Below are 21782 nucleotides of genomic sequence, written 5' to 3' on the forward strand. Positions count from 1 at the left end.
GCGGGAAGGAGGGACGCAGCGGGAGGGGGACGGCGAAAGTTCGCGGGCCCACCATTGAGCGCGGGCCCTCCATTGGTGGCGGCGTTCTCTTGACCGGGAGGCGGAAAAAGCAAACGCTTAGAAGAGGCCCGCATCACATCGCCGGGGCCGTGACCCGCACCCTACGGGCGGGTAGCTTCCGCAGCGTAGCCACTCGCCGACTCCCTCAGGAGCCCTGATGCCCGAAGCAGTGATCGTCTCCGCCGCCCGCTCCCCCATCGGCCGCGCCTTCAAGGGCTCCCTCAAGGACGTCCGCCCGGACGATCTGACGGCCGAGATCATCAAGGCGGCTCTCGCCAAGGTGCCGGAGCTGGACCCGGCCGACATCGACGACCTGATGCTGGGCTGTGGCCTCCCCGGCGGCGAGCAGGGCCACAACCTCGGCCGGGTGGTGGCCGTCCAGCTGGGCATGGACCACCTGCCGGGCTGCACCATCACGCGCTACTGCTCGTCGTCCCTCCAGACGACCCGGATGGCGCTGCACGCGATCAAGGCCGGCGAGGGCGATGTGTTCCTCTCGGCGGGCGTCGAGACGGTCTCCCGCTCGGTGAAGGGGAGCTCCGACGGGATGCCCGACACCCACAACCCGCTGTTCGCCGAGGCAGAGGCCCGCACCGCGGCCCGCGCCGAGCAGGGAGGCGAGGGGTGGGCCGACCCGCGCGAGGAGGGGAAGGCCCCGGACGTCTACATCGCCATGGGCCAGACCGCCGAGAACCTGGCGCGCCACAAGGGCATCACACGCCGTGAGATGGACGAGTTCGGCGTACGGTCCCAGAACCTCGCCGAGAAGGCCATCGCCGACGGCTTCTGGGAGCGCGAGATCACACCCGTCACCACCCCTGACGGCACCGTGGTCAGCCTCGACGACGGCCCGCGTGCGGGCGTGACGCTGGAGGGTGTCGAGGGGCTCAAGCCCGTCTTCCGCCCCGATGGCATGGTCACGGCGGGTAACTGCTGCCCGCTCAACGACGGTGCCGCCGCTCTCGTCATCATGTCCGACACCAAGGCCCGTGAGCTGGGTCTGACGCCGCTGGCCCGGATCGTCTCGACCGGCGTCTCCGCACTCTCCCCCGAGATCATGGGCTACGGCCCCGTCGAGGCGAGTAAGCAGGCGCTGGCCCGCGCGGGCATGTCGATCGGCGACATCGACCTGGTGGAGATCAACGAGGCGTTCGCGGCCCAGGTGATTCCCTCCTACCAGGACCTCGGTATCGACCTGGACAAGCTCAACGTCAACGGCGGCGCCATCGCCGTGGGTCACCCCTTCGGGATGACCGGCGCCCGTATCACCACGACGCTGCTCAACTCGCTCCAGTGGCACGACAAGCAGTTCGGCCTGGAGACCATGTGTGTGGGCGGCGGCCAGGGCATGGCAATGGTGCTCGAGCGGCTGAGCTGACGCACAGAAGTCGCCACGTACCGGTATACGACAGCGAGACCGAAGCGCCCTCAGGATGTGATATACACCCTGAGGGCGCGGCGTTCTCGCAGGTCACAGCGGTGCGTGCGGGACGGGTTCCGGAGTTCCTCTGTCCAGTTCGACGGGATTTGCACTACGGTCGAAGAACCTTGAACAACCTTCCCGACGACGCTGTTGTAGTAATACAGCGCTGTTGTAGGAATGCAGGGGCAATGACCGGGGGGACCGCGTCAGGGGACCGAACCGGAACCGGGAGTCAAGTCAGTGAGCGCCATATCCCTCATCCTGCTGTGCGCGGCGGCTGCGGCCACCGCGTTGGGCGGTGCGGCACTGCACACAGCGCGCGGTCTGCGCCGCCAGTTGACGGCGCTGCGTGCACAGCTGGAGACGGCACCGACGGCGGCCCCGGCCACCGCGATCCCGCGGGCCCGCGACGCCGCGACGGCCGACCGGCAGGCCGATCAGCAGGCCGACGAACGCGGTGCGGACGGCGCGAAGCCGGCCGCCGCCTTCGCGCAGGAGATCCGCGCCGCTGTCGCCGCGGCGCTGGCCGACGAGCGCGAGCGCGAACTGGCCGAGGCCCGCGCCTTCTGGGCCGCCCAGGAGGCACGCGACGCGGGTCCCGGGACGGGCTCGCTGCTGGCCGGCCACGGCACGGAGTACGAGGTGGCACCGGACGACGTCGGGGACGAGTTCACCGACGACCTGGACGCGCTGCTGGAGCCCGAGGCCCGCGGACTCTTCATCCCCCGCCAGCTCGGCCCCGAGGACGGGGACATGGACATCGGGACGGATGTCGCCCCGTACGACCGCGCGGACGACGAGCACGGTGCGGACGCGGAACTCCGCGCGGCATCCGACGCGGCCCGTAGCGATGACGAGGACGACACCGCGGAGGCGGAGTCCCCGGGGCTGGCAGCGGCGCGACGCCGTCACCCGTCCCAGCCGGACTACAACCTCAACGGGGAGCCGGTCACCCCCGGCGCCGCGCCGTCTCCGGCGACCCCCACCGTCACGTTCCACGAGCGCACCGTCGAGCGGCTGGCCGAACTCGCCGATTCGCGTACGCCGCTGGCCGACGTTCGCCCCGGACCGCTGGGAACGCTGGACGTATACGTCTTCGAGGACGGTACGACGGTGTGTCTGTCGCCGGGCCATCGCGCCACGAGCGAGGCGCTGGCCGACGGTATACGCCGGGGCGAGCCACCGGTGCTGATGGGCGGCTCCGGCATCGCCGGCTCCTACACACTCACCTTCGGCTTCCCCGACGGCAGGACCGCCTACCTGCTGGCCGACCGGATCATCACGCCCCTGTAGCGCCCCGCGGGAAAGCCCCCCGCGAGGACAGCGGGGAGCTCTCCAGCAGATGGAGGGCTTCCCGCAGGGCGGATTCCGCAACGGCGGGAGGGGCCGCTTCCAGGGCCGCAACCACATCGTGACCTGCGACCGCGAGTTGATCGCCGACGGCGAAGACACCGGCGTCGGGCAGCACCCGGGACCTGCAGTTCCCGGGAAACTCAAGGCGCTGGGCCAGCAGCGCCAACTCCCGCGCGAGGGAGAGCCCTTCCGCAGCGGCCCCCCGCTGCAAGGTGCTCTGCGGGAGGGCCCGCAGCCGTTCGGCGAGCCGTTCCACGGCATCGGTCAGGGGGCGGGTGTCGAGCCAGGGCACACCCCCACCCTATTCGGCCGTGCTCCGGCGCGGCGCCTCCGCACTGTTGCCAACACACGAACGCTCAGGCAACGTGTCGGCAAGGACTCATTGCAGAAGCGTCCGGAGGCGCCGATGTCCCAAGTCTTCTCCGAAGAGACCCACCGGAACATGCTGTCCCGCATTCCTCAGTGCACTGGTCGTGAAGTCTCAGAATGGCTCCGCGCGGTCGACGAGGGCCCTGCCCTGCTCCGTTTCGAGGAGAAGGTGAGCTGGCTCCGCGGTGAGCACAACCTCGCCTACGGGCACGCCAAAGCAATCATCCACGAGCACGATCTGCGGCGCGCAGCGCGCCACCGCTAGGCCGGGCCTCGTGCCCCGGTCCGGACAGACGACCCGAAGACCCGGAAGACCCTAGGACAAAGGACGCGAGCACGCCGAGGGCCCGGGAGGTTCAGTCACCTCCCGGGCCCTCGCGGTGCTCTTGGCGTCGGCTACCGGCGGCTTTCGTCACCTGCCGCCGACGACGACTAGTTGTCGCCCTGCAAGATGGCGATCAGACGCAGGAACTCCAGGTAGATCCACACCAGGGTCAGCGTCAGCCCGAAGGCGGCGAGCCACGACTCCTCCTTGGGGGCGCCGTAGGCGATGCCGTCCTCGACCTGCTTGAAGTCCAGGGCGAGGAACAGCGCGCCGAGCACGACGCCGATGACGCCGAAGAGGATGCCCAGGCCACCGCTGCGGAAGCCGAGCCCGTCACCGCCGGCGAAGGCGGCGAAGATCAGGTTGACGGCCATCAGCAGCACGAAGCCGATCGCCGCAGCAATCACGAAGCGGTAGAACCGCTGGGTGACGCGGATGACGCGGGTCTTGTAGAGCACCAGGACGGCGGTGAACACCGCCAGCGTGCCCAGCACCGCCTGCATCGCGGCACCGTTCACGAACTGGTTGACGAAGTTGCTCAGCGCACCGAGGAAAAGACCCTCGAAGGCGGCGTACGCCAGGATGAGTGCGGGCGACGGCTTGCGCTTGAACGCCTGCACGAGCGACAGCACCATCGCCACGAGGCCCGCGCCGAGGGCGAGCGGCAGCGACAGCCCGGTGATCCAGGCGAGGGCGGCGGTGACGATGACGAGGCCGAGGGTCATACCCGTACGGGCGACGACATCGTCGATCGTCATCCGCCCGGCGGACGGCGGTGCGGCCGGCGGCGCGTACGGCTGGCCGGGGGCCTGAGTCTGCTGGGCGGCATACGGACCTGGCTGCTGTCCGTACGGGTTCGCGGCGTAAGGGTTGGTCGCGTAGGGGTTCCCGGCCTGCGGCGGCTGCTGCTGCTGGGCGTCGAAACCGGCATAGCCGCCTGAGCGGCTGAACCCCCGTCGCGAGAAGACCGGGTTGCTGCTCCTCATCTCACTCCTCCATGGCCACACAGCGCGGCCTTGCAGTACAGCGTAATGCGTTAGCAAAAACAGCACGCTAGTGCAGAGTCAAGAACGAGCGAAAGCTGTCTGTTGTTCCCTTCCCCTGTGCGGCGCCGACCTCACCCGGGCGGATCTCAAGTCGCCCCGAGAGGGTGTCGCCCCCGAGAGGGTCAGGAACGCATGAGCAGCACAGCGCCCGCGAGTACGGCGCCGAGCACGAGCAGGGCCACGCCGTGGGTGAGCCGGTGGGGGCGCGGCAGGGGCAGCACCCGGTCGGCCGCCAGCCGACCGGGGCCGGTGAGGGTGAGCGCCGCGGCGCCCGCGGCAAGCAGCAGTTCGTACTCGACGCCCTCGGGCGCGAAGAAGCCGCCGCCCCACTTCACCGCGAGCGCGTTGAGCATGGTGCCGAACACCGCGGCACCCGCGAGCGGAGTGAGCAGGCCCAGCACGAGGCCGAGGCCGCCGAGGGTTTCGGTGAGCCCGGCGACGAGGGCCATGGTCTTCGCCGAGGGGTAGCCGGAGGCGCCGAAGAACTGCGCGGTCCCGTCGATCCCGCCACCGCTGAACCAGCCGAACAGTTTCTGTGATCCGTGCGCGGCGATGGTGAGGCCGACCGCCAGGCGCAGCACGAACAGCCCGGCGTCGTAGCCGGACTGCTCGGCTGGTGCGGTGTCGGGACTGCCTGGGACGCCGGATATCGGGGCGTACCGGGCGGTGTCAGTGGTCTCTGGGGCGTGGGGGGACGACATGAGCGGAGCCTCCTGCACCTGTGCGGCGGGACCGGCCGGACAGGTTGTTGAGATTTGAATGGCGGGCCTCGACCGTAACAAGAGGTTCGAATTTGAACAACCGAGTAGGATGGCTGCCATGGCTGGAACCGGGTGGCTCGATGAGCGCGAAATGGCGGCCTGGCTGGGCTTTCTGGAAGCCACCAGCCGGGTGTCCCGCCATGTGGAGCAGCAGCTGAAGGACGACGCCGGGCTCTCCCATGCGCAGTACGAGATCCTCGTCAAGCTCGCCGCGGCACCCGACGGCGAGGTCCGGATGACCGATCTGGCACACGGTCTGTTCACCTCCAAGAGCGGCCTCACCTACCAGGTGGGCCAGCTGGAGAAGCGCGGCCTGGTCGAGCGCCGCTCCTGCCCCACCGACGTACGGGGTGTTCTGGCGGTGCTCACCACGGAGGGCCGCGACACGCTGCGTGCCGCGGCCCCCGGTCATGTGGCCGCCGTCCGCGCCGCCCTGATCGACGTGCTGGAGCGGGACGAACTCGATGCCGTCGCCCGCGCGCTGGGCCGCGTCGGCGCGCGGCTGCGGCCTCCGGGTCAGGGCGCGGGCATGGCGGCCAGCGGCGGGATCAGCACCTCCTCCTCGTAGTCGAGGTGTGCTTCGAGCTCGCCCGTCATCCGGGAGAGTTCGGCCCGGAAGCGGTCCGGATCGGCCGTCGCCAGATCGGCCAGCAGCGCCTCCAGTTCGCCACGGATCCGCTCCACCGTGCGGTGCTCGGCACGCAGCCGTTCGAGCGCCGGGGCCAGATGCGGGAACTTCTGCGCCAGTACGGGGAAGACCCCCTGGTCCTCCGAGGTGTGGTGGACGTGCAGGGACTCGCAGAAGGCGAGGCAGTGCTGCCGGATCTGCAGTCCGAGCGGAGGCGGCGGGGCGTCATCGGTGACGCTCCGCGCCGAGAAGTGCGCCTCCGCCTCGGCCGCCACATGACGCAGCTGCTCACGCAGCCAGGTGTGCACCTCGAGCAGCTTGTCGACGAGGCCGGTGAAGGGCGCGTCCGCGTACGGGCGTTCGAGCCGGATCACGGGCAGCGGTCTGCCCGTCCGCGCCTGGTAGTCGGCGTACCCGGGCTGCTGCCGCACCACGTGCGCGAACAGCCGTGCCCGCTCGGCCCCCTCGGTGGGCACGGCCACGGCGCCGAACGAGTCGGACCCCACCTCCACGCGGACCATCGGGTGTGCGAGGAGGTTGTGGTACCAGGCGGGATTACGGGGCGCGCCGCCCGCCGAGGCGACGACGAGAAGGTGGCCGTCCTCGTCGCGGACGAACGCGAGCGGTGAGGTCTGCTCCAGGCCGGTACGGGCTCCGCGAGTGGTCAGCAGCAGCAGATCACCGCCGGCGAACGGCCCGCCGACCCGGCCGGAATTGGCGCGGAACTCCTCGATGACAGCGCGGTTGAAGTCCGTGACGCGGGGCGGGTCGGACTGAATGGGTGAAGGGGTCAAGAAAGCAGCTCCATGGGAAAGGGAGCTCTCCCCAGGACATGGGTGGGCGCACGGGTGGCCGGAACGGCACCCGGGCACATCCGGGCAGGGGAGAGCCCGGCGAGGAAAGTGGAAGAGAAAGGGCGCGCTCGTTCTGTCAGCAGGCGGCGCGGAACGGCGGCTGCGCTGCGCGCAGGCCGTCAGAGATCACGTGTCAGACGAGCCCGGCGGTGTGTGTACCCACGATGCACTCCTCACGTCAGGGTGCCTCCATGACACTGCCGTACAAGCGACAGCGGCACGCGGCACAGCTGGCTATTCAACCGGCCGCCTGCCTCTGTTTCAAGAGCTCCCCGGATCCGGCGGAAGAGCGGAAGAACAGCAGAAGCGGCAGAGCGGAAGCAGCGGAGCCGAAGGAGAGGGCCGCCGTATCAGGCGAGGCCGGGCCGGACGGGACGGGCCACGGCCGCGTGTTCGTCACGATGACGGGCGTGCTCGGCGTGATCGCACTGCTCGCGCTCGCGCTTCCCCGCGTCCGGCCCGCTCCGGACCCGGACGGCTACCGCTCGGCCGGCCGCAGTACCTCCCCGAGCCGCCGCAGCCCCTCCCGGATCTCCTGAGGGGTGTGCGTGGTGAACGACAGCCGCAGCGCGGCAGGGTCGGGAGGGCCCGCGAAGAAGGGCGCACCCGGAACGTAGGCGACGTCCTTCGCCACGGCCTCGTGCAGCAGCTCCGTCGCGTCGTACCCCGCCGGCAGCCGTGCCCAGACGAACATGCCGCCCTGCGGGTGGTTCCACGTACTGCCCGACGGCAGTGCGGCGGACAGCCCTTCCAGCAGCGCGTCACGGCGGTCGCGGTAGGCGTCGCGGACCCGCGTCAGATGCGCGTCCAGGTCGTTGTCCGCCAGATAGCGGGCGGCTGCCGCCTGGTCGACGGTGGAACAGTGCAGATCCAGCGCCTGCTTGGCAATGACGCAGGCGCGGCGCAGTGCGGCCGGGGCGCGCAGCCAGCCGAGCCGCAGTCCGGGCGCCATCACCTTGGAGAAGCTGCCCAGCAGCACCGTGCGGTCGGCGGCCTGCGGCAGCGAGGCGACCCACGGCTCGTGCTCGCCCTCGAAGCGCAGCTCTCCGTAAGGATCGTCCTCCACGATCCACATCCCGTACTGCGCGGCGACCTCCGCGACGGCCTGCCGGCGGGCGAGCGGGAGGGTGCGTCCGGTCGGGTTCTGGAAGGTGGGGATCAGATAGAGCATCTTGGGACGCTCGCGCTCCACCACCTCCGCCAGCGCCACCGGGTCGACACCCTCGTCGTCGGCGTGGACGGGCACCACGCGCGCACCCGCGAAACCGAAGCACTGCAGCGCCGCCAGATACGTCGGGTCCTCCACCAGCACGGTGTCGCCAGGCTCCAGCAGTGTGGTCGCCAGCAGGGTGAGGGCCTGCTGCGAACCGGTCGTCACCAGCAGCTCGTCGGGCCCGGTCGGCAGGCCGCGCTCCCCCAGCCGCCGCGCCACCGCCCCGCGCAGCGCCGGATCGCCCTCGGAGGTGGAGTACTGAAGCACCCGCTGCGGCTGCTCCGCGAGCACCCGGTCGTAGGCGGCGCGTATCGCCTCGGCGGCGAAGAGCTCGGGCGCCGGGAGCCCGCCGGCGAAGGAGATCACCTCGGGCCGCTCGGTCAGCGCCAGGATCTCCCGTACGGGCGAGGAGCCGACCGAGGCGGCGCGGGCGGCGAGCGGTGGTGCGGGAGCGGTGGCGGGAGCGGGTCCCGGGAGCGTGCTGGGAGTCATTCCCGCAGCTTAGAAGCGTCCTGGGGAACCGCCGCAGTGATTTCCGTAACGTGGACAGCGGGCGTGGGCCCGCCGCTTCAGAGCGCGTGACCTCCCGCGGCCTGGAGGACCTGACCGGTGACCCAACGGGCCTGGCGGGAGGCGAGGAAGACCACCGCGTCCGCGATGTCGTCCGGCAGCCCGACCCGGCGCAGCGGGATCTGCGGGAGGACCTGCTCGACGAGTTCGTCCGGCATCCACCCCGTCTGCACCGGACCGGGTGCGACGGCGTTGACGCGGATGCCGCGCGGGCCCAGATCGAGTGCCGTCGCCCGGGTGAGGGCCTCCAGCGCCGCCTTGGAGGTGCCGTAGGCGGTCTGTCCGGGGAAGGCGCGGGCCGCGTCCGTGGAGATGTTGACCACGGCTGCCTCCCGGCCCCGCCGGGCGAGGTCGGCGATCAGCAGGGCGGGCGCGTAGGTGTTGACCCGGTAGGTGCGCTCCAGGGACTCGGCCGTCAGCTCGTCGGCGCTGTCGACAACTTCGCAGTGCGCCGCGTTGTTCACGAGCACGTCGACGGGCCCGAGGCGGGCGCCGACGGCGTCGAGCAGCGGACCCGGCGCCGCACCGTCCGCGAGGTCGGCGGGGAAGAGCTCGGCCGCCGCCGCGCCCGCTGTGTGCAGCCGCCGCAGCACTACCTCGGCTTCCTCGCGCCCTGGCGTCCGGTGCGCGAACGGGACGCTCTGCGGGCTGCCGTCGGCCGGATACCAGTGCGCGGCGACGCGGGCGCCGAGGCGGGCGAAGGCGAGCGCCGTCGCCTCGCCGATCCCGCCCACGGCGCCGGTCACGAGCACGGTGCGTCCGGAGAGTCCAGGATCGATCATCACTTGACCGTGACAGCGGGCGCTGACCCGCTCAACCGGATTTCCGACGGCGGCACCCGGCCCAGGATCCCTCTCCCGCCCCGCCCGCCTCAGTGGCCCTCGCCCGCTGCCCCGGCCTGGACCAGCCAGATGTGGCCGTCCGGGTCGGCGAAGGCGCCCGAATAGCCCCAGGGCTGGTGTGCCGGTTCGCTGATCGTCCGGGCACCGGCACGGACGGCGCGGGCGATCATCTCGTCCACGTCGCTCTCCTCGGCGACCGGCACCGCGAGGACACACTCGCTCTGACCGGGCTCCGCGACGGTGTGGTCGCCGGTGACCCAGTCGAAACCGCCGGTGGGGATGAGCATCAGCCGCAGCCCGTCGTTGACGATGAACCGCAGCGGCTCGGGCACCCCGTCCTCGGCCAGCTTTCCGACGGCCTCCAGGCCCAGCCCGTCCCGGTAGAAGGTGTACGAGGTCATGCGCTCGGCGACGGGCAGACTGACGGTGACGGCTCCGAGCGTTCGGGTGGCGGCCATGGGTACCTCCTGGGAGTGGTTGCGGACCTTCGGATACGGACCATCCATCGCACCCTTCTTCATCGCACCGGCACGGTTGCCTCGGCACGCGCGCCGCACCGGGGGCGCGAATCGCCGGTTGGGGTCACGCCGAACGGGTACCTGCGGGCCGATATTGGGCCCTGGAGCGAATTCGCGAGAAAGGGAGGCCCGCACATGACGGCGGAGATGTCCGAAGGGGAGATGGAAGTATCCGTGGAGCTCAGCGGCTGTGCCTGCGAGGACGCCGAGGCGGTCTTCCGGGTGCTGAGCGCACTGTTCCCCTCGGACTGGACGGAGCTGCAACCCGAGGGCCGCAAGGCCAACGTATGGCTGTCCCGGTTCGACGTCTCACGCGACAGCGGGCGCCCGGAGGCCGTGACGCTCGGCGCGCAGGTGACGGCGGAGCTGCAGGGCTCCCCGCAGGCGGTCGAGCGGTTGCACCGCGTACTGCTGGAAGCGTTCGGCGTGGTGGAGGTGCTGGAGGTCGCCGGCGACCAGGAGAAGCAGCTCCGGCTCCGTCTGGAGACCCGCTGAACGCACGCCGAGCTCCTCGCCGCGGATTCCGGACGAGCGTTTGCGAACTTCTCTGCTGCGGATTCCGTACGTGGGCGATGCGGATCCCGTACGTGCGAGATGCGGATTCCGTACGGCGGGGGTGGCTCCAACAGATCGGCGTTCGGCCGGTTGGTGCCCGGAGCCGGACTTGAACCGGCACGGCCCTTAGGGCCAACGAGGTTTAAGCTCGTCGTGTCTGCATTCCACCATCCGGGCACCGGCTCCTGGACCGCGTCGTACGCCGCCGGGCGCAGACGGCCCTCCCCAGGGCGCGGGACGAGCCTATCCAGGGTCATCCCCCGAACAGCGGATCGACAGACCGATGTTGTCTTATTTTATTGGCAACTGACGGCCCATCAGTGTCACATGCACCACTTCGCAGCGGTCTCCCCTCCGCGCCCGGCTCGCCAGGAATGACGGAAAGTCGCCGTTCAGTCACGGGAGTTCGCGACCCAAGTCCACCAGGGTCATATGCCCCTGGCTATTGCCGGGACGGCTCGCTCCTCCGTCTCAGGGTCGGCCGTCATACCCAAGGATGACCGTGGGGCCGCAACTCCCTCCGAAGGCTGCCCCGGAAACAAGAGCCGGGGCTGATCCAGCAGCGCGGATCCGACGGAACGATGGAGGCACATGGAAAGTTCCGTCTTTCACCAGACCAACGTCCGACAGGAGCACCGCGCCGTGACGACCAGCACCCGTCAGCACCACACCGCGGGCGGCCCGTACCCCGGAGCCCCCGCCGACCGTATGAGCACCGGCGTCGCCGCGGCGCGTGCCACGGACCTGTCCAAGGTCTACGGCCAGGGCGAGACCAAGGTGGTAGCGCTCGACCGGATATCGGTCGAGTTCCGGCAGGCCGAGTTCACCGCGATCATGGGCCCCTCGGGCTCCGGCAAGTCCACGCTGATGCACTGCATGGCGGGGCTCGACTCGATCTCCAGCGGCAGCGCCCGCATCGGTGACACCGAACTGACCGCCCTCAAGGACAAGAAGCTGACCCAACTGCGGCGCGACCGCATCGGCTTCATCTTCCAGGCGTTCAACCTGCTGCCCACGCTCAACGGCCTGGAGAACATCACGCTGCCGATGGATATCGCGGGCCGTAAGCCGGACAAGGCGTGGCTGGACCGCGTCATCCAGACCGTCGGCCTCGCCGACCGGCTCAAGCACCGGCCCAACCAGCTCTCCGGCGGTCAGCAGCAGCGGGTCGCCGTGGCTCGGGCGCTCGCCTCCCGACCGGAGATCATCTTCGGGGACGAGCCGACCGGCAACCTCGACTCCCGCGCCGGCGCCGAGGTGCTCGGCTTCCTCCGCAACTCCGTACGCGAACTGGGCCAGACCGTCGTCATGGTCACCCACGACCCGGTGGCCGCCGCCTACGCGGACCGGGTCGTCTTCCTCGCCGACGGCCGCATCGTCGACGACATGGCCGGCCCGACGGCCGACAGCGTGCTGGAGCGGATGAAGTCCTTCGACGCCAAGGCCCGGACGAGCTGAGCCGAGCGGGCCAGCTCCGAACTCCCGCGCCTTGCGGCGCCAGTCCGCCCGGCGCCGTCCGCCGTATGTGCTCTCACGCCGTACACGCTTCCGCGCCGTACACGCGTACGCGCCGCATCCGGTTCGCGCCGTACACGCTTCGGCGCGCCGTACACGCTTCCGCGGCCGGCCTCCCGCAGCCGGCTTCTCGCCTCTCGCAGAAGGACCTTCCAGGACTTCCTCATGCTCCGAACAGCCTTGCGCAACGTCTTCGCGCACAAGGCCCGGCTGCTGATGACCATGCTCGCCGTGCTGCTCGGCGTGGCCTTCGTCTCCGGCACCCTGGTCTTCACCTCGACCATCTCCGACGCCTTCCAGAAGAGCTCCGAAAAGGGCTACGCGAACGTCGACGTCTCCATACGCCAGGACAAAAGCGACTCCCCCGAAGGCCGGGGCACCGTCTCGCCGTTGAGCCAGCGCACCCTCGACCGGGCCGGCAAGCTGCCCGGCGCCAAGTCCGCGACCGGTGTCGTCTCCGGCTTCGCCGCCCTCTCCGACAAGAACGGCAAGCTCGTCGGTGACGGCTTCTCCACCGAGGGCGCCAACTACTACGCCGGCCGGGACGGCAAGAGCTCCGACCCGCGCTACCCGATGAAGGACGGCGCCGCGCCGCGCGCCCCGGGCCAGATCGCGCTGGACGCCAAGACCGCGGAGCGCACCGGCTACAAGGTCGGCGACACCGTCCGCATGTCGGTGAACGGTCCGGTACGCAACGAGAAGGTCACCGGCATCTACACCACCGACGACGGCAACGTCGCCGCCGGCGGCTCTCTCGTGCTGTTCGACAACGCCACCGCGCAGAAGCTGTTCGCCAAGCCCGGTGAGTACACCGACATCCAGCTCAAGGCCGAGCCGGGCGTCTCGCAGACCGCGCTCAAGCAGCGGGCCGAGAAGATCCTGCCCTCCGACGCCGAGGCCGTCACCGGCAAGAAGCTCGCCGACGACGAGTCCAAGCAGATCGAGAACGGCATGTCCGGCATGAAGACCAGCCTGCTGGCCTTCGCCGGGATCTCGCTGTTCGTCGGCATCTTCATCATCGCCAACACCTTCACCATGCTGGTCGCCCAGCGCACCAAGGAGCTGGCGCTGCTGCGCGCGGTGGGTGCCAGCCGCCGCCAGGTCACCCGTTCGGTGCTCATCGAGGCGCTGGCCGTGGGCGTCGTCGCGGGGCTGACCGGGATGGCCGCCGGCGTCGGCATCGCGGTGGGACTGCGCTCCCTCGTCGGCAGCATGGGCACCATGCCCGACGGACCGCTGGTGATCGAGCCGAACACGGTCGTCATCTCGCTGTTCGTCGGCGTCGTCATCACCGTACTGGCGGCCTGGCTGCCGGCCCGGCGCGCGGCCAAGATCCCGCCGGTCGCGGCGATGGGCAGCGTCCATGCCCCGGCGACGACCCGCTCGCTGATCGTCCGCAACATCATCGGTGCGCTGCTGTCCGCCGCCGGTGCGGTGCTGGTGCTGATGGCGACCAAGATGGAGGACGGAGGCAAGGCCCCCATGGGGGCGGGCGCCGGGCTGCTGCTGATCGGCGTGTTCGTCCTCACCCCGCTGCTGTCCCGCCCACTGATCGCGGCTGCGGCCCCGGTGCTGCGGCTCTTCAACGTCAGCGGCAAGCTTGCCCGCCAGAACGCGGTACGCAACCCGCGCCGCACGGCCGCCACCGCCTCCGCGCTGATGGTCGGCCTGACCCTGATCACCGGTCTGACGGTCATCGCCAGCGGCGTGCAGCAAGCCATCGAAAAGATGGCGTCGGACTCGCTGAAGGCCGACTACACCATCTCCATGGCCAACTTCACCCCCCTCTCCCCCACGGTGGAGAAGAAGCTGGCCCGGTCGGACGAGGTCGCCGCCACCTCGCCGCTGCGCAACACCTGGGCCGACATCGACGGCGAACCGGAGTATCTGACCGGCGTCAACGGCTCCACCATCGCCCAGCTCACCTCGCTCGACTTCACCAAGGGCGGCTGGTCCGGCATCGCCGGCGGCAAGCAGGTCGTCGTGGACACCAACACGGCCAAGCAGCAGGGCTGGAAGCCCGGCTCCCGGTTCGAGGTGACGTACCGCGACGGCAAGAAGGGCCGGCTCTCGGTCGCCGGGGTCTACAAGGGCAACGAGCTGATCAAGGGGATCCTCGTCGACAACAAGGCCGTGACCCCGCACATGGCGAAGGTCGCGGACATGCAGGTCCTGGCCAAGACCAAGGACGGCGCGACGGCCGAGGTCAAGAAGTCCCTCGAAAAGCAGCTCGGGGACAACCCCGCCGTCAAGGTCGAGGACAAGAAGGACATCTCCGAGGGCATCGCTCAGATGATCAACATCATGCTGAACATGCTGTACGGGCTGCTCGCGATGGCCGTCATCGTCGCCGTGCTCGGCGTGATCAACACGCTCGCCATGTCGGTCTTCGAGCGCGGCCAGGAGATCGGGATGCTGCGCGCCATCGGTCTCGACCGGCGTGGGGTCAAGCGGATGGTGCGGCTGGAGTCGCTGGTCATCTCGCTCTTCGGCGGGGTGCTCGGGATCGGCCTCGGCGTCTTCTTCGGCTGGGCCGCCGGTGAGCTGATCGCCAGCTCGCTGGGGACCTACTCGCTCGTCCTGCCCTGGGGGCGGATGGGTATCTTCCTCGGGCTGGCCGCGCTGGTGGGCGTACTCGCCGCGCTGTGGCCCGCACGCCGGGCGGCCCGGCTCAACATGCTGGCCGCCATCAAGACGGAGTGAGCGCCGGGGCCCCTTCGCGGGGCCCCGGACCCCACCGACCGGGGTGGGGCAGGGGTTGGTCTGGCCCCTGCTCCACCCCTATCCGTTTCTCAGGGGAGCGCGTCCCCGTCCGCCGTCCACCGGCGGGTCCGCAAGGGCAGCCCCGAGGCGCCGGACTCGGGAGTCTTCACGGCGAGCACCTGGTTGACGCCGATGCGGTTGCGCTCGAACGCCAAAGCGGAAGCCGCCATGTAGAGGCGCCAGACCCGCGCGCGGCCCGGCGTGGTCAGCCGCGCGGCCCGCGCGAAGTCGGCTTCCAGATTGCGGACCCAGGCGCGCAGCGTCAGCGCGTAGTGCTCGCGCAGCGACTCGACGTCCCGCACCTCGAAGCCCGCCTGCTCCAGCATCCCCACGGTGCGCCCGAGGGGTGCGAGTTCCCCGTCGGGAAAGACGTAGGCGTCGATGAACGGGTCCACCTCGTACGACTCTTCGTCGGCGACCGGCCGTCGCGCGATCTGGTGGTTCAGCAACCGCCCGCCGGGCTTCAGGAGGGCGTTCAGATTGTCGGCGTACTCGCGGTAGCGCGCCCCGCCGACGTGCTCGGCCATGCCGACCGACGAAATGGCGTCATACGGCCCACCCGTCGCCCGACCACCGCCCCTGTCCGAGGCGCTTCGCGCCGCCTGTTCCTTTGCGATCTCGCGGTAGTCCTGTACGCGGATCTCCACGCGGTCCGCCAGTCCCTCCTCGGCGATCCGCTTGCGGCCGTAGGCGGCCTGTTCGCGGGAGAGGGTGACAGCGACGGCGCGTACTCCGTATTCGCGCGCCGCGTGCAGCACGAGGGAGCCCCAGCCGCCGCCGACGTCCAGCAGCCGCTGGCCCTCGCGCAGTGCGAGCTTGCGGCAGATCAGGTCGAGCTTGTCGCGCTGGGCGTCCTCCAGGGTGGGGGAAGCGCCCGGCTGCCAGTAGGCGCAGGAGTAGACCATGCTGGGGCCCAGCACCAGCTCGTAGAAGTCGTTGCCGACGTCGTAGTGGTGGCTGATGGCCTTGCGGTCGCGGCCGAGAGTGTGGCGCAGCCCGGTGCGGCTCCGGGCCTCCTCCGCGGGCGGCGGGGGCGGCAGCCCGGGCCCTGCCAGCCGCAGCAGCTCGGTGGCGGCCTGCCGGGCTGCCGGGTCCCGGGCCAGCGACAGCGCGCCACGTGCCCAACCCGGGCCGATCGCAGGGGTGTTGTCCGATCCGGCCGCGGCTGCGGGTCGCTCGTCCCGCTCCCAGAGCAGTCCGGCCAGCAGGTCGAGCGCCTGGTACAGATCGCCCTCGACATCGAGCTCCCCGGCGACCCAGGCCCGCGCCAGCCCCAGTTCTCCCGGCCGCCACAGCACCCGGCGCAGTGCCCGACGGCTGCGTACGACCAGTACGGGGGCCCCGGGCGGCCCCGCCTCGCTGTGGTCCCACGCCCGCACCCTGACCGGGAGCGGGTTCCCCAGCAGCTGCTCCGCGAGCGCGACAATCCGTTGGGCGTCACCGGCCATTGAGCACACCTCCGTGTCAGGAAGGGGTGGATTCCCCGTACACATAACGTGTGCAGGGCTGGGTGTATGCCCACTGTGCCCAACGGAACGGTCGATTCGGTATGACGAAATACGACGAGAGGGGCGTGCGCCCCACGGATGGCGCACGCCCCTCTCGGGGTCCCTACGGCCGGCCCTGCTGCGGGCCGGCCTGCGGGTCATCAGGTCAGGAGGAGGCAGTTGCCTTCTCGCTCTTGCCGTCCACCGGGCTGTCGGCCCGGCTGTCGGCGGTGGCCTTGCTGGTGTCGGTGGGCGCGGACGCCTCCGACTTGCCGAGCGCGGCCGCGGACACCGGCGCCGCCGCCTCGTAGAACTCGCCGCGCGGGTGCTCCATGGCACCCAGCGAGACGACCTCGCGCTTGAGGAACATCCCCAGCGTCCAGTCGGCGAAGACCCGGATCTTGCGGTTCCAGGTCGGTACGGCCATGCCGTGGTAGGCACGGTGGAAGTACCAGGCCAGCCGGCCACGCAGCTTGATCTTGGTCTTGCCGAAGACGATCATCGCGACGCCCTTGTGCAGACCGAGCCCGGCGACGGCGCCCTTGTTCGCGTGCTTGTACTTGCCCTGCGGGAAGCCGCGCATCCCGGAGATGACGTTGTCCCCGAGCACCTTGGCCTGGCGCAGCGCGTGCTGCGCGTTGGGCGGGCAGAACGCGCCCTCCTTGCCGGCGGCCAGGTCCGGAACCTGCGCGTTGTCGCCTGCGGCCCAGGCGTAGTCCACGCCCTTGACCTGCATGCCGGCGTCCACGTCCACGTGGCCCTTGGGGCCGAGGGGCAGGCCGAAGCGGGAGAGCACCGGGTTGGGCTTGACGCCCGCGGTCCACACGATGGTGCTGGAGTCGACCTCCAGCCCGTTCTTGAGCACCACATGGCCGTCCACGCAGGACTCCATGGAGGTGTTCAGATAGACCTCCACGCCGCGCTTCTTGAGGTGTTCGAGGCCCCACTCGCCCAGCTTCGGGCCGACCTCGGGAAGGATCCCGGGGGCCGCGTCGACGAGGACGAACCGCATGTCCTCGCGCCTGACGTTGGGGTAGTACTTGGCGGCATCACGCGCCATGTCCTCGACCTCGCCGATGGTCTCGGCACCGGCGAAGCCGCCACCGATGAAGACGAAGGTGAGGGCCTTGCGGCGGGCCTCCTCGTCCTGCGTGGAGTCCGCCTTGTCGAGCTGCTCGAGGACGTGGTTGCGCAGGCCGATCGCCTCTTCCACACCCTTCATACCGATGCCGTTCTCGGCGAGACCGGGAACCGGGAAGGTACGGGAGACCGCGCCCATCGCGATCACCAGGTAGTCGAAGGGCAGCTCGTACGCGTCGCCGACCAGCGGCGCAACGTGGGCGACCTTGCGGTCCTGGTCGATGGAGGTGACGCGGCCGGTGAGAACCTCAGCCTTGGGGAGCACGCGTCGCAGGGGGACCACGACGTGGCGGGGTGAGATGCTGCCGGCGGCAGCTTCAGGGAGGAAGGGCTGGTACGTCATGTACGACCGCGGGTCGACGACCGTGACGGTCGCCTCGCCGTAGCGCATCTTCTTCAGGATGCGCCGCGCTGCGTACAGACCGACGTACCCGCCGCCCACTACGAGGATTCGGGGACGCTCCGTGGTGCTCATGAAATCGAGTATCCACCCACCTGTGGGGGTCACTTCGTGAGGGCCTTCACAAGCAAGGGCGCACCCTCTGCTACACTGCGCCGCCCCGTGATCGAGCCCACACACTTTTCATGAGGCGTACGGGGAACCACCGGGCGGCGTGCGGCGTTGCTGGAGCTTTTGAGCTGCGGGTATCAGCGGAGCATCGGGTAGACCACGCGACGGTGGCGAAGCCGCTCATGTCCTGCTGACCGGACGGCGGGTGCCCGTTGCGGCGAGGGCACATCCGGAACCCTGCCTTCTAACCCAAAAACCTTGGCTCACCGGGCACTTTCTCATGTGAAACAATTCACGAAACTCGTCCGACGCAGCGCTCACGGGCCCTCGTGAGGCCCCTCCAACACCTATCAGCAGAGAGATGCTCTGCTCAAGTGAGAGCTTGCCGCCCCCTCGCCGACGCCCCTCACCGGCGTCCCTTCGCAGGGTTGACGGCGCTCTACTCGGCAGTAACACTGCCCGGATGGCGATCAGCAAGGGGAAGACCCTCGGAACGTTCGCCGCGCTGGCCGCCGCGGACCTGTACGCCACCGCGAAGGCCCCGAGAGGCCCGGCACGCGCGGCGAAGCCCTTCCTCATGCCCGCACTCGCGGCGCACGCCCGGCGCTCCGCACAGCCTGGACGCCCGCCCGCAGCGTTGCTGGCCGGGCTCGCCTGTGCCACCGCCGGCGACACCGCACTGCTCTGGGACCGCCACCATCGTGCGCTGCTGACCGGTATGGCCGCCTTCCTCGGCACCCAGGTCAGCTACACGGCGGGGATGACGGCGCAGCTCGGTGCCGTACGAGGGCTGCGCGCCCGCCCGAAGCGCGCCGCCGCCGCGTTCGCCGCATGGGGGGCCGTCAACGCGGTGCTCGCCCCCACGCTGGAGCGGCGGCTGCGCCTCCCGGTGGCGGGCTACAGCCTCGCGCTCGCGGCGATGGGTGCCGCGGCGCTCGGCGTCGGCGGCAAAGTCGCCACCGGCGCGCTGGCGTTCATCGCCTCCGACGCGCTGATCGGGCTCCAGGCGGCGGGGCACGAGTTCCCCTCCCAGGAAGTGCTGATCATGGCGGGGTATCTGCTGGGCCAGTACCTCATCACGACGGGCTGGCTGGAGCGCGCACCGTCCCCCGCACCGGCCTGAGCGCGACCCGCGGTCAGCGCCTACCGTCGTGGACGTGCACGCCCCGAACGACCCCAGCTCCGCGCCCGCGTCCGCGCCGCCCATGCCGCCGCTCTTCGACTGGCGGTTCGCGGCGGACCCCTATCCCGCGTACGCCTGGCTCCGCGAGCACGCGCCCGTACGCAAGACGCGGCTGCCCAGCGGGGTGGAGGCGTGGCTGGTGACCCGGTACGCCGACGCGCGGCAGGCGCTCGCCGACCCGCGGCTGAGCAAGAACCCGCACCATCACGGCGAACAGGGCGCACACGGCAAGGGCAAGGTCGGCATTCCGGGCGAGCGCAGCGCGAACCTGATGACGCATCTGCTCAATATCGACCCGCCGGACCACACCCGGCTGCGCCGGCTGGTCTCCAAGGCGTTCACCCCGCGCCGGGTCGCCGCCTTCGCGCCCCGGGTACGGGAACTCGCGGACGGTCTCATCGATTCCTTCGCGACGCGGGGCGAGGCCGATCTGATCCACGAGTACGCCTTTCCGCTGCCGATCTACGCAATTTGCGAGATGCTCGGCGTACCGCGTGAGGACCAGGAGGACTTCCGCACCTGGGCGGGCATGATGCTCCATCAGCCCGGCAGCCCGCGCGGCGGCGTGGGGCGCGCGGTCAAGCGGATGCGCGGCTACCTCGCTGAGCTGATCCACCGCAAGCGCGCCGAACTGGCAGGTGCGGAACCGGCCGGTGCCGAGGGCGGCGAAGAGCTGACGTCGGGCGATCTGATCTCCGGGCTCATCCGCGCCTCCGACCACGGCGAGCACCTCACCGAGAACGAGGCCGCCGCGATGGCGTTCATCCTGCTGTTCGCCGGGTTCGAGACGACCGTCAACCTGATCGGGAACGGTACGTACGCGCTGCTGCGCCACCCCGGGCAGCGGGCCGTCCTCCAGCGCGCGGTCGCCGACGGGGACGAGGGGCTGCTGGCCGGTGCCGTCGAGGAACTGCTGCGCTACGACGGCCCCGTCGAACTGGCCACCTGGCGCTTCGCCACCCGCGAGCTGACGATCGGCGGGCAGCGGGTGCGGGAGGGCGAGCCGGTGCTGGTCGTCCTCGCGGCGGCCGACCGCGATCCGGAGAAGTTCTCGGCGCCCGACACCCTGGACCTCACCCGGCAGGACAACCAGCACCTCGGATACGGGCACGGCATCCACTACTGTCTCGGCGCACCGCTGGCCCGGCTGGAAGGGCAGACCGCGCTGGCCGCGCTGCTGCGCCGGCTCCCCGATCTGCGGCTGGCCGCCGACCCCGCCGAGCTGCGGTGGCGCGGCGGACTGATCATGCGCGGACTGCGGACCCTGCCGGTGGAGTTCACCGCGGCCGACAGCTGAGGGCGGGAGATGTGCGGGCGATGTGATGGGGCGTCACTTATGTGATCGCGGCGTGATGTGGACGACATTGGCTTGTGACTGTCGGCGTTCGCAGCTACGTTCGGTCACCGACTTCGGTCATCGACTATCCTCACCGACTTCGGTAGTCGTCCCGCTTGTCCGCTTACGAGAGGTCAACCATGCGCTCCGGGAACGGTCGGCATCGCCGCCCCCGCCAAGCCCCCGCTCTGCTCGTCACCGCCGGGGTCACAGGTGCCGGGATCGCCATTCCGCTGCTCGGCGCCACCGGCGCCCAGGCCGCCGACGCCGGCGTCTGGGACCGCGTCGCCGACTGCGAGAGCGGCGGGGTCTGGAGCGCCAACGACTCCAACGGGTACTACGGCGGGCTCCAGTTGGACCTGGACACCTGGAAGTACTACGGCGGCACGATGTACGCCGAGCGGCCGGACCTGGCCAGCCGCAGCCAGCAGATAGCCGTCGGCGAGAAGATCCTCGAGGCCGAGGGCCCGCACGCTTTCCCGCAGTGCTCGGACGGCCTTGAGGTCGAGGTACCGGGTCTGGACGACGACGAACCGCAGGAAGCGGAACCGGCGCCGCCCGAGACGCCGTCGGAGACTCCCTCCGAGACGCCGTCCGAGACCCCCTCCGACGATGCCGGCGAATCCGGTAAGCCGGATGGTTCCGGCAAGCCCGATGAGACCGATAAGCCGGACAAGCCCAACAAGCCCGGCAAGGGCTCGCCGGACGCGAAACCGACGCCGGACGACAGCGCGAGCCCGTCGCCGTCGGACGAGGAGTCCGACGCGCCGGAGGGCGGGGCTTCCAAGCCGCCGCAGCCGTCGAAGCCGTCCGACGACGGCTCGCCCGACTCCGGCCCGTCCGACGACGAATCCGCCGACTCGGGCTCCTCCGGCTGGTCCGGCCTGGGGCCGGGCGGCCCGGACCGGCTGCAGTCCCCGTCCGAGGAGGCCGGGAAGCCCGAGCAGGCCGAGAAGCCCGACAAGCCAGGAAAGTCCGGCAAGGGCAAGCACCGTGGGCGCCCCGCAGACGACGACCGCGCCTCGCGCGGCAAGGACCGCGATCACTCCCGCGAGGGCGGCGGCAAGCACCGGGTCACCGTCCGGGCCGGGGACTCCCTCTCCGGGATCGCTGCGGAGCAGAACGTCGCGGGCGGCTGGGCCGAGCTCTACGAGCGGAACCGCGAGGCGATCGGCGACGACCCCGACCTCCTCCGCCCGGGTCAGCACCTGAAGTTCTGACCCCTGTTGCCCGCCGTCGGCGGCGCGGGACGAGGGCCCCGGGTGGGACACCCGGGGAGGAAATGGGACAGCCGCGTGGGTGGGCTGGGTGGGACGGTTAGGCTCTGGGC

General features: G+C 70.5%; 19 protein-coding genes and 1 tRNA gene. 10 read left to right on the forward strand and 10 right to left on the reverse strand.

Annotated features, from left to right (window positions below):
- The first annotated feature begins 217 nt into the window (after positions 1–217).
- Both ACTWP9_RS22135 and ACTWP9_RS22140 read left to right on the forward strand, forming a co-directional pair.
- Positions 218–1438 carry an acetyl-CoA C-acetyltransferase gene (locus tag ACTWP9_RS22135; RefSeq protein WP_443247967.1) on the forward strand — a complete coding sequence of 407 codons (1221 nt, stop codon included), beginning with the start codon at positions 218–220 and terminating at the stop codon, positions 1436–1438.
- 285 nt (positions 1439–1723) lie between these two features.
- Positions 1724–2776: a hypothetical protein gene (locus ACTWP9_RS22140; RefSeq protein WP_443247968.1), complete on the forward strand. Its 1053-nt coding sequence runs from the start codon at positions 1724–1726 to the stop codon at positions 2774–2776.
- On the opposite strand, the gene ACTWP9_RS22145 is transcribed toward ACTWP9_RS22140, so the two are convergent.
- Complete coding sequence (locus ACTWP9_RS22145) at positions 2763–3128, reverse strand: hypothetical protein (protein WP_443247969.1); 366 nt, start codon at positions 3126–3128, stop codon at positions 2763–2765. The two genes, ACTWP9_RS22140 and ACTWP9_RS22145, sit on opposite strands and share 14 nt — an antisense overlap.
- A 114-nt stretch (positions 3129–3242) precedes the next feature.
- Here ACTWP9_RS22145 and ACTWP9_RS22150 point away from each other — a divergent pair, with 114 nt between their 5' ends.
- Positions 3243–3470, forward strand: a complete 228-nt coding sequence (locus ACTWP9_RS22150) for a DUF4287 domain-containing protein (protein ID WP_209237481.1) — start codon at positions 3243–3245, stop codon at positions 3468–3470.
- Positions 3471–3637: 167 nt separating this feature from the next.
- Here the strand turns inward: ACTWP9_RS22150 and ACTWP9_RS22155 are convergent, their stop codons facing one another.
- Positions 3638–4516, reverse strand: a complete 879-nt coding sequence (locus tag ACTWP9_RS22155; RefSeq protein WP_443247970.1) for a Bax inhibitor-1/YccA family protein — start codon at positions 4514–4516, stop codon at positions 3638–3640.
- A gap of 182 nt (positions 4517–4698) precedes the next feature.
- Positions 4699–5277: a DoxX family protein gene (locus tag ACTWP9_RS22160; protein ID WP_443247971.1), complete on the reverse strand. Its 579-nt coding sequence runs from the start codon at positions 5275–5277 to the stop codon at positions 4699–4701.
- 118 nt (positions 5278–5395) lie between these two features.
- On the opposite strand from ACTWP9_RS22160, the gene ACTWP9_RS22165 reads away from it, so the two are divergent.
- Positions 5396–5905: a MarR family winged helix-turn-helix transcriptional regulator gene (locus tag ACTWP9_RS22165; RefSeq protein WP_443247972.1), complete on the forward strand. Its 510-nt coding sequence runs from the start codon at positions 5396–5398 to the stop codon at positions 5903–5905.
- On the opposite strand, the gene ACTWP9_RS22170 is transcribed toward ACTWP9_RS22165, so the two are convergent.
- From ACTWP9_RS22170 to ACTWP9_RS22185, 4 genes are all read right to left on the reverse strand, one after another.
- Positions 5854–6759 carry a nitroreductase/quinone reductase family protein gene (locus tag ACTWP9_RS22170; protein WP_443247973.1) on the reverse strand — a complete coding sequence of 302 codons (906 nt, stop codon included), beginning with the start codon at positions 6757–6759 and terminating at the stop codon, positions 5854–5856. The two genes, ACTWP9_RS22165 and ACTWP9_RS22170, sit on opposite strands and share 52 nt — an antisense overlap.
- 538 nt (positions 6760–7297) lie before the next feature.
- On the reverse strand, positions 7298–8524 hold the full coding sequence (locus tag ACTWP9_RS22175) for an aminotransferase-like domain-containing protein (RefSeq protein ID WP_443247974.1): 1227 nt from the start codon (positions 8522–8524) through the stop codon (positions 7298–7300).
- A gap of 77 nt (positions 8525–8601) precedes the next feature.
- Positions 8602–9384 (reverse strand): SDR family NAD(P)-dependent oxidoreductase, encoded by a 783-nt coding sequence (locus ACTWP9_RS22180; protein ID WP_443247975.1) that lies wholly within the window; start codon positions 9382–9384, stop codon positions 8602–8604.
- 89 nt (positions 9385–9473) lie between these two features.
- Entirely contained in the window at positions 9474–9902 is a 429-nt protein-coding gene (locus ACTWP9_RS22185) for a VOC family protein (RefSeq protein ID WP_443247976.1), read from the reverse strand.
- Between the two features lie 195 nt (positions 9903–10097).
- On the opposite strand from ACTWP9_RS22185, the gene ACTWP9_RS22190 reads away from it, so the two are divergent.
- A complete protein-coding gene (locus ACTWP9_RS22190; protein WP_443247977.1) occupies positions 10098–10457 on the forward strand; it encodes a hypothetical protein in 360 nt (119 codons plus the stop codon).
- A 151-nt stretch (positions 10458–10608) separates the two neighbouring features.
- Here the strand turns inward: ACTWP9_RS22190 and ACTWP9_RS22195 are convergent.
- Positions 10609–10694, reverse strand: a tRNA-Leu gene (locus ACTWP9_RS22195).
- 531 nt (positions 10695–11225) lie between these two features.
- Between ACTWP9_RS22195 and ACTWP9_RS22200 the strand changes: the two genes are divergently transcribed.
- Both ACTWP9_RS22200 and ACTWP9_RS22205 read left to right on the forward strand, forming a co-directional pair.
- Positions 11226–11975, forward strand: coding sequence for an ABC transporter ATP-binding protein (locus tag ACTWP9_RS22200; RefSeq protein WP_443248090.1), 750 nt, complete (start codon positions 11226–11228; stop codon positions 11973–11975).
- A 222-nt stretch (positions 11976–12197) separates the two neighbouring features.
- The gene (locus ACTWP9_RS22205; protein ID WP_443247978.1) at positions 12198–14735 is read left to right on the forward strand and encodes an ABC transporter permease; all 2538 of its coding nucleotides are present in this window, start codon (positions 12198–12200) and stop codon (positions 14733–14735) included.
- 89 nt (positions 14736–14824) lie between these two features.
- On the opposite strand, the gene ACTWP9_RS22210 is transcribed toward ACTWP9_RS22205, so the two are convergent.
- Both ACTWP9_RS22210 and ACTWP9_RS22215 read right to left on the reverse strand, forming a co-directional pair.
- Positions 14825–16243: a class I SAM-dependent methyltransferase gene (locus tag ACTWP9_RS22210; protein ID WP_443247979.1), complete on the reverse strand. Its 1419-nt coding sequence runs from the start codon at positions 16241–16243 to the stop codon at positions 14825–14827.
- 205 nt (positions 16244–16448) lie between these two features.
- A complete protein-coding gene (locus ACTWP9_RS22215; RefSeq protein WP_443247980.1) occupies positions 16449–17897 on the reverse strand; it encodes an NAD(P)/FAD-dependent oxidoreductase in 1449 nt (482 codons plus the stop codon).
- Positions 17898–18396: 499 nt separating this feature from the next.
- Between ACTWP9_RS22215 and ACTWP9_RS22220 the strand changes: the two genes are divergently transcribed.
- The 3 genes from ACTWP9_RS22220 (at position 18397) to ACTWP9_RS22230 (ending at position 21672) form a co-directional block, all read left to right on the forward strand.
- Entirely contained in the window at positions 18397–19056 is a 660-nt protein-coding gene (locus ACTWP9_RS22220; RefSeq protein WP_443247981.1) for a lysoplasmalogenase family protein, read from the forward strand.
- Positions 19057–19138: 82 nt separating this feature from the next.
- On the forward strand, positions 19139–20413 hold the full coding sequence (locus tag ACTWP9_RS22225; RefSeq protein WP_443248091.1) for a cytochrome P450 family protein: 1275 nt from the start codon (positions 19139–19141) through the stop codon (positions 20411–20413).
- A gap of 179 nt (positions 20414–20592) precedes the next feature.
- Entirely contained in the window at positions 20593–21672 is a 1080-nt protein-coding gene (locus ACTWP9_RS22230) for a transglycosylase family protein (protein WP_443247982.1), read from the forward strand.
- Positions 21673–21782: the final 110 nt, after the last annotated feature.

The organism is Streptomyces sp. 3N207, from assembly GCF_052246355.1.
Taxonomy (GTDB): Bacteria; Actinomycetota; Actinomycetes; order Streptomycetales; family Streptomycetaceae; genus Streptomyces.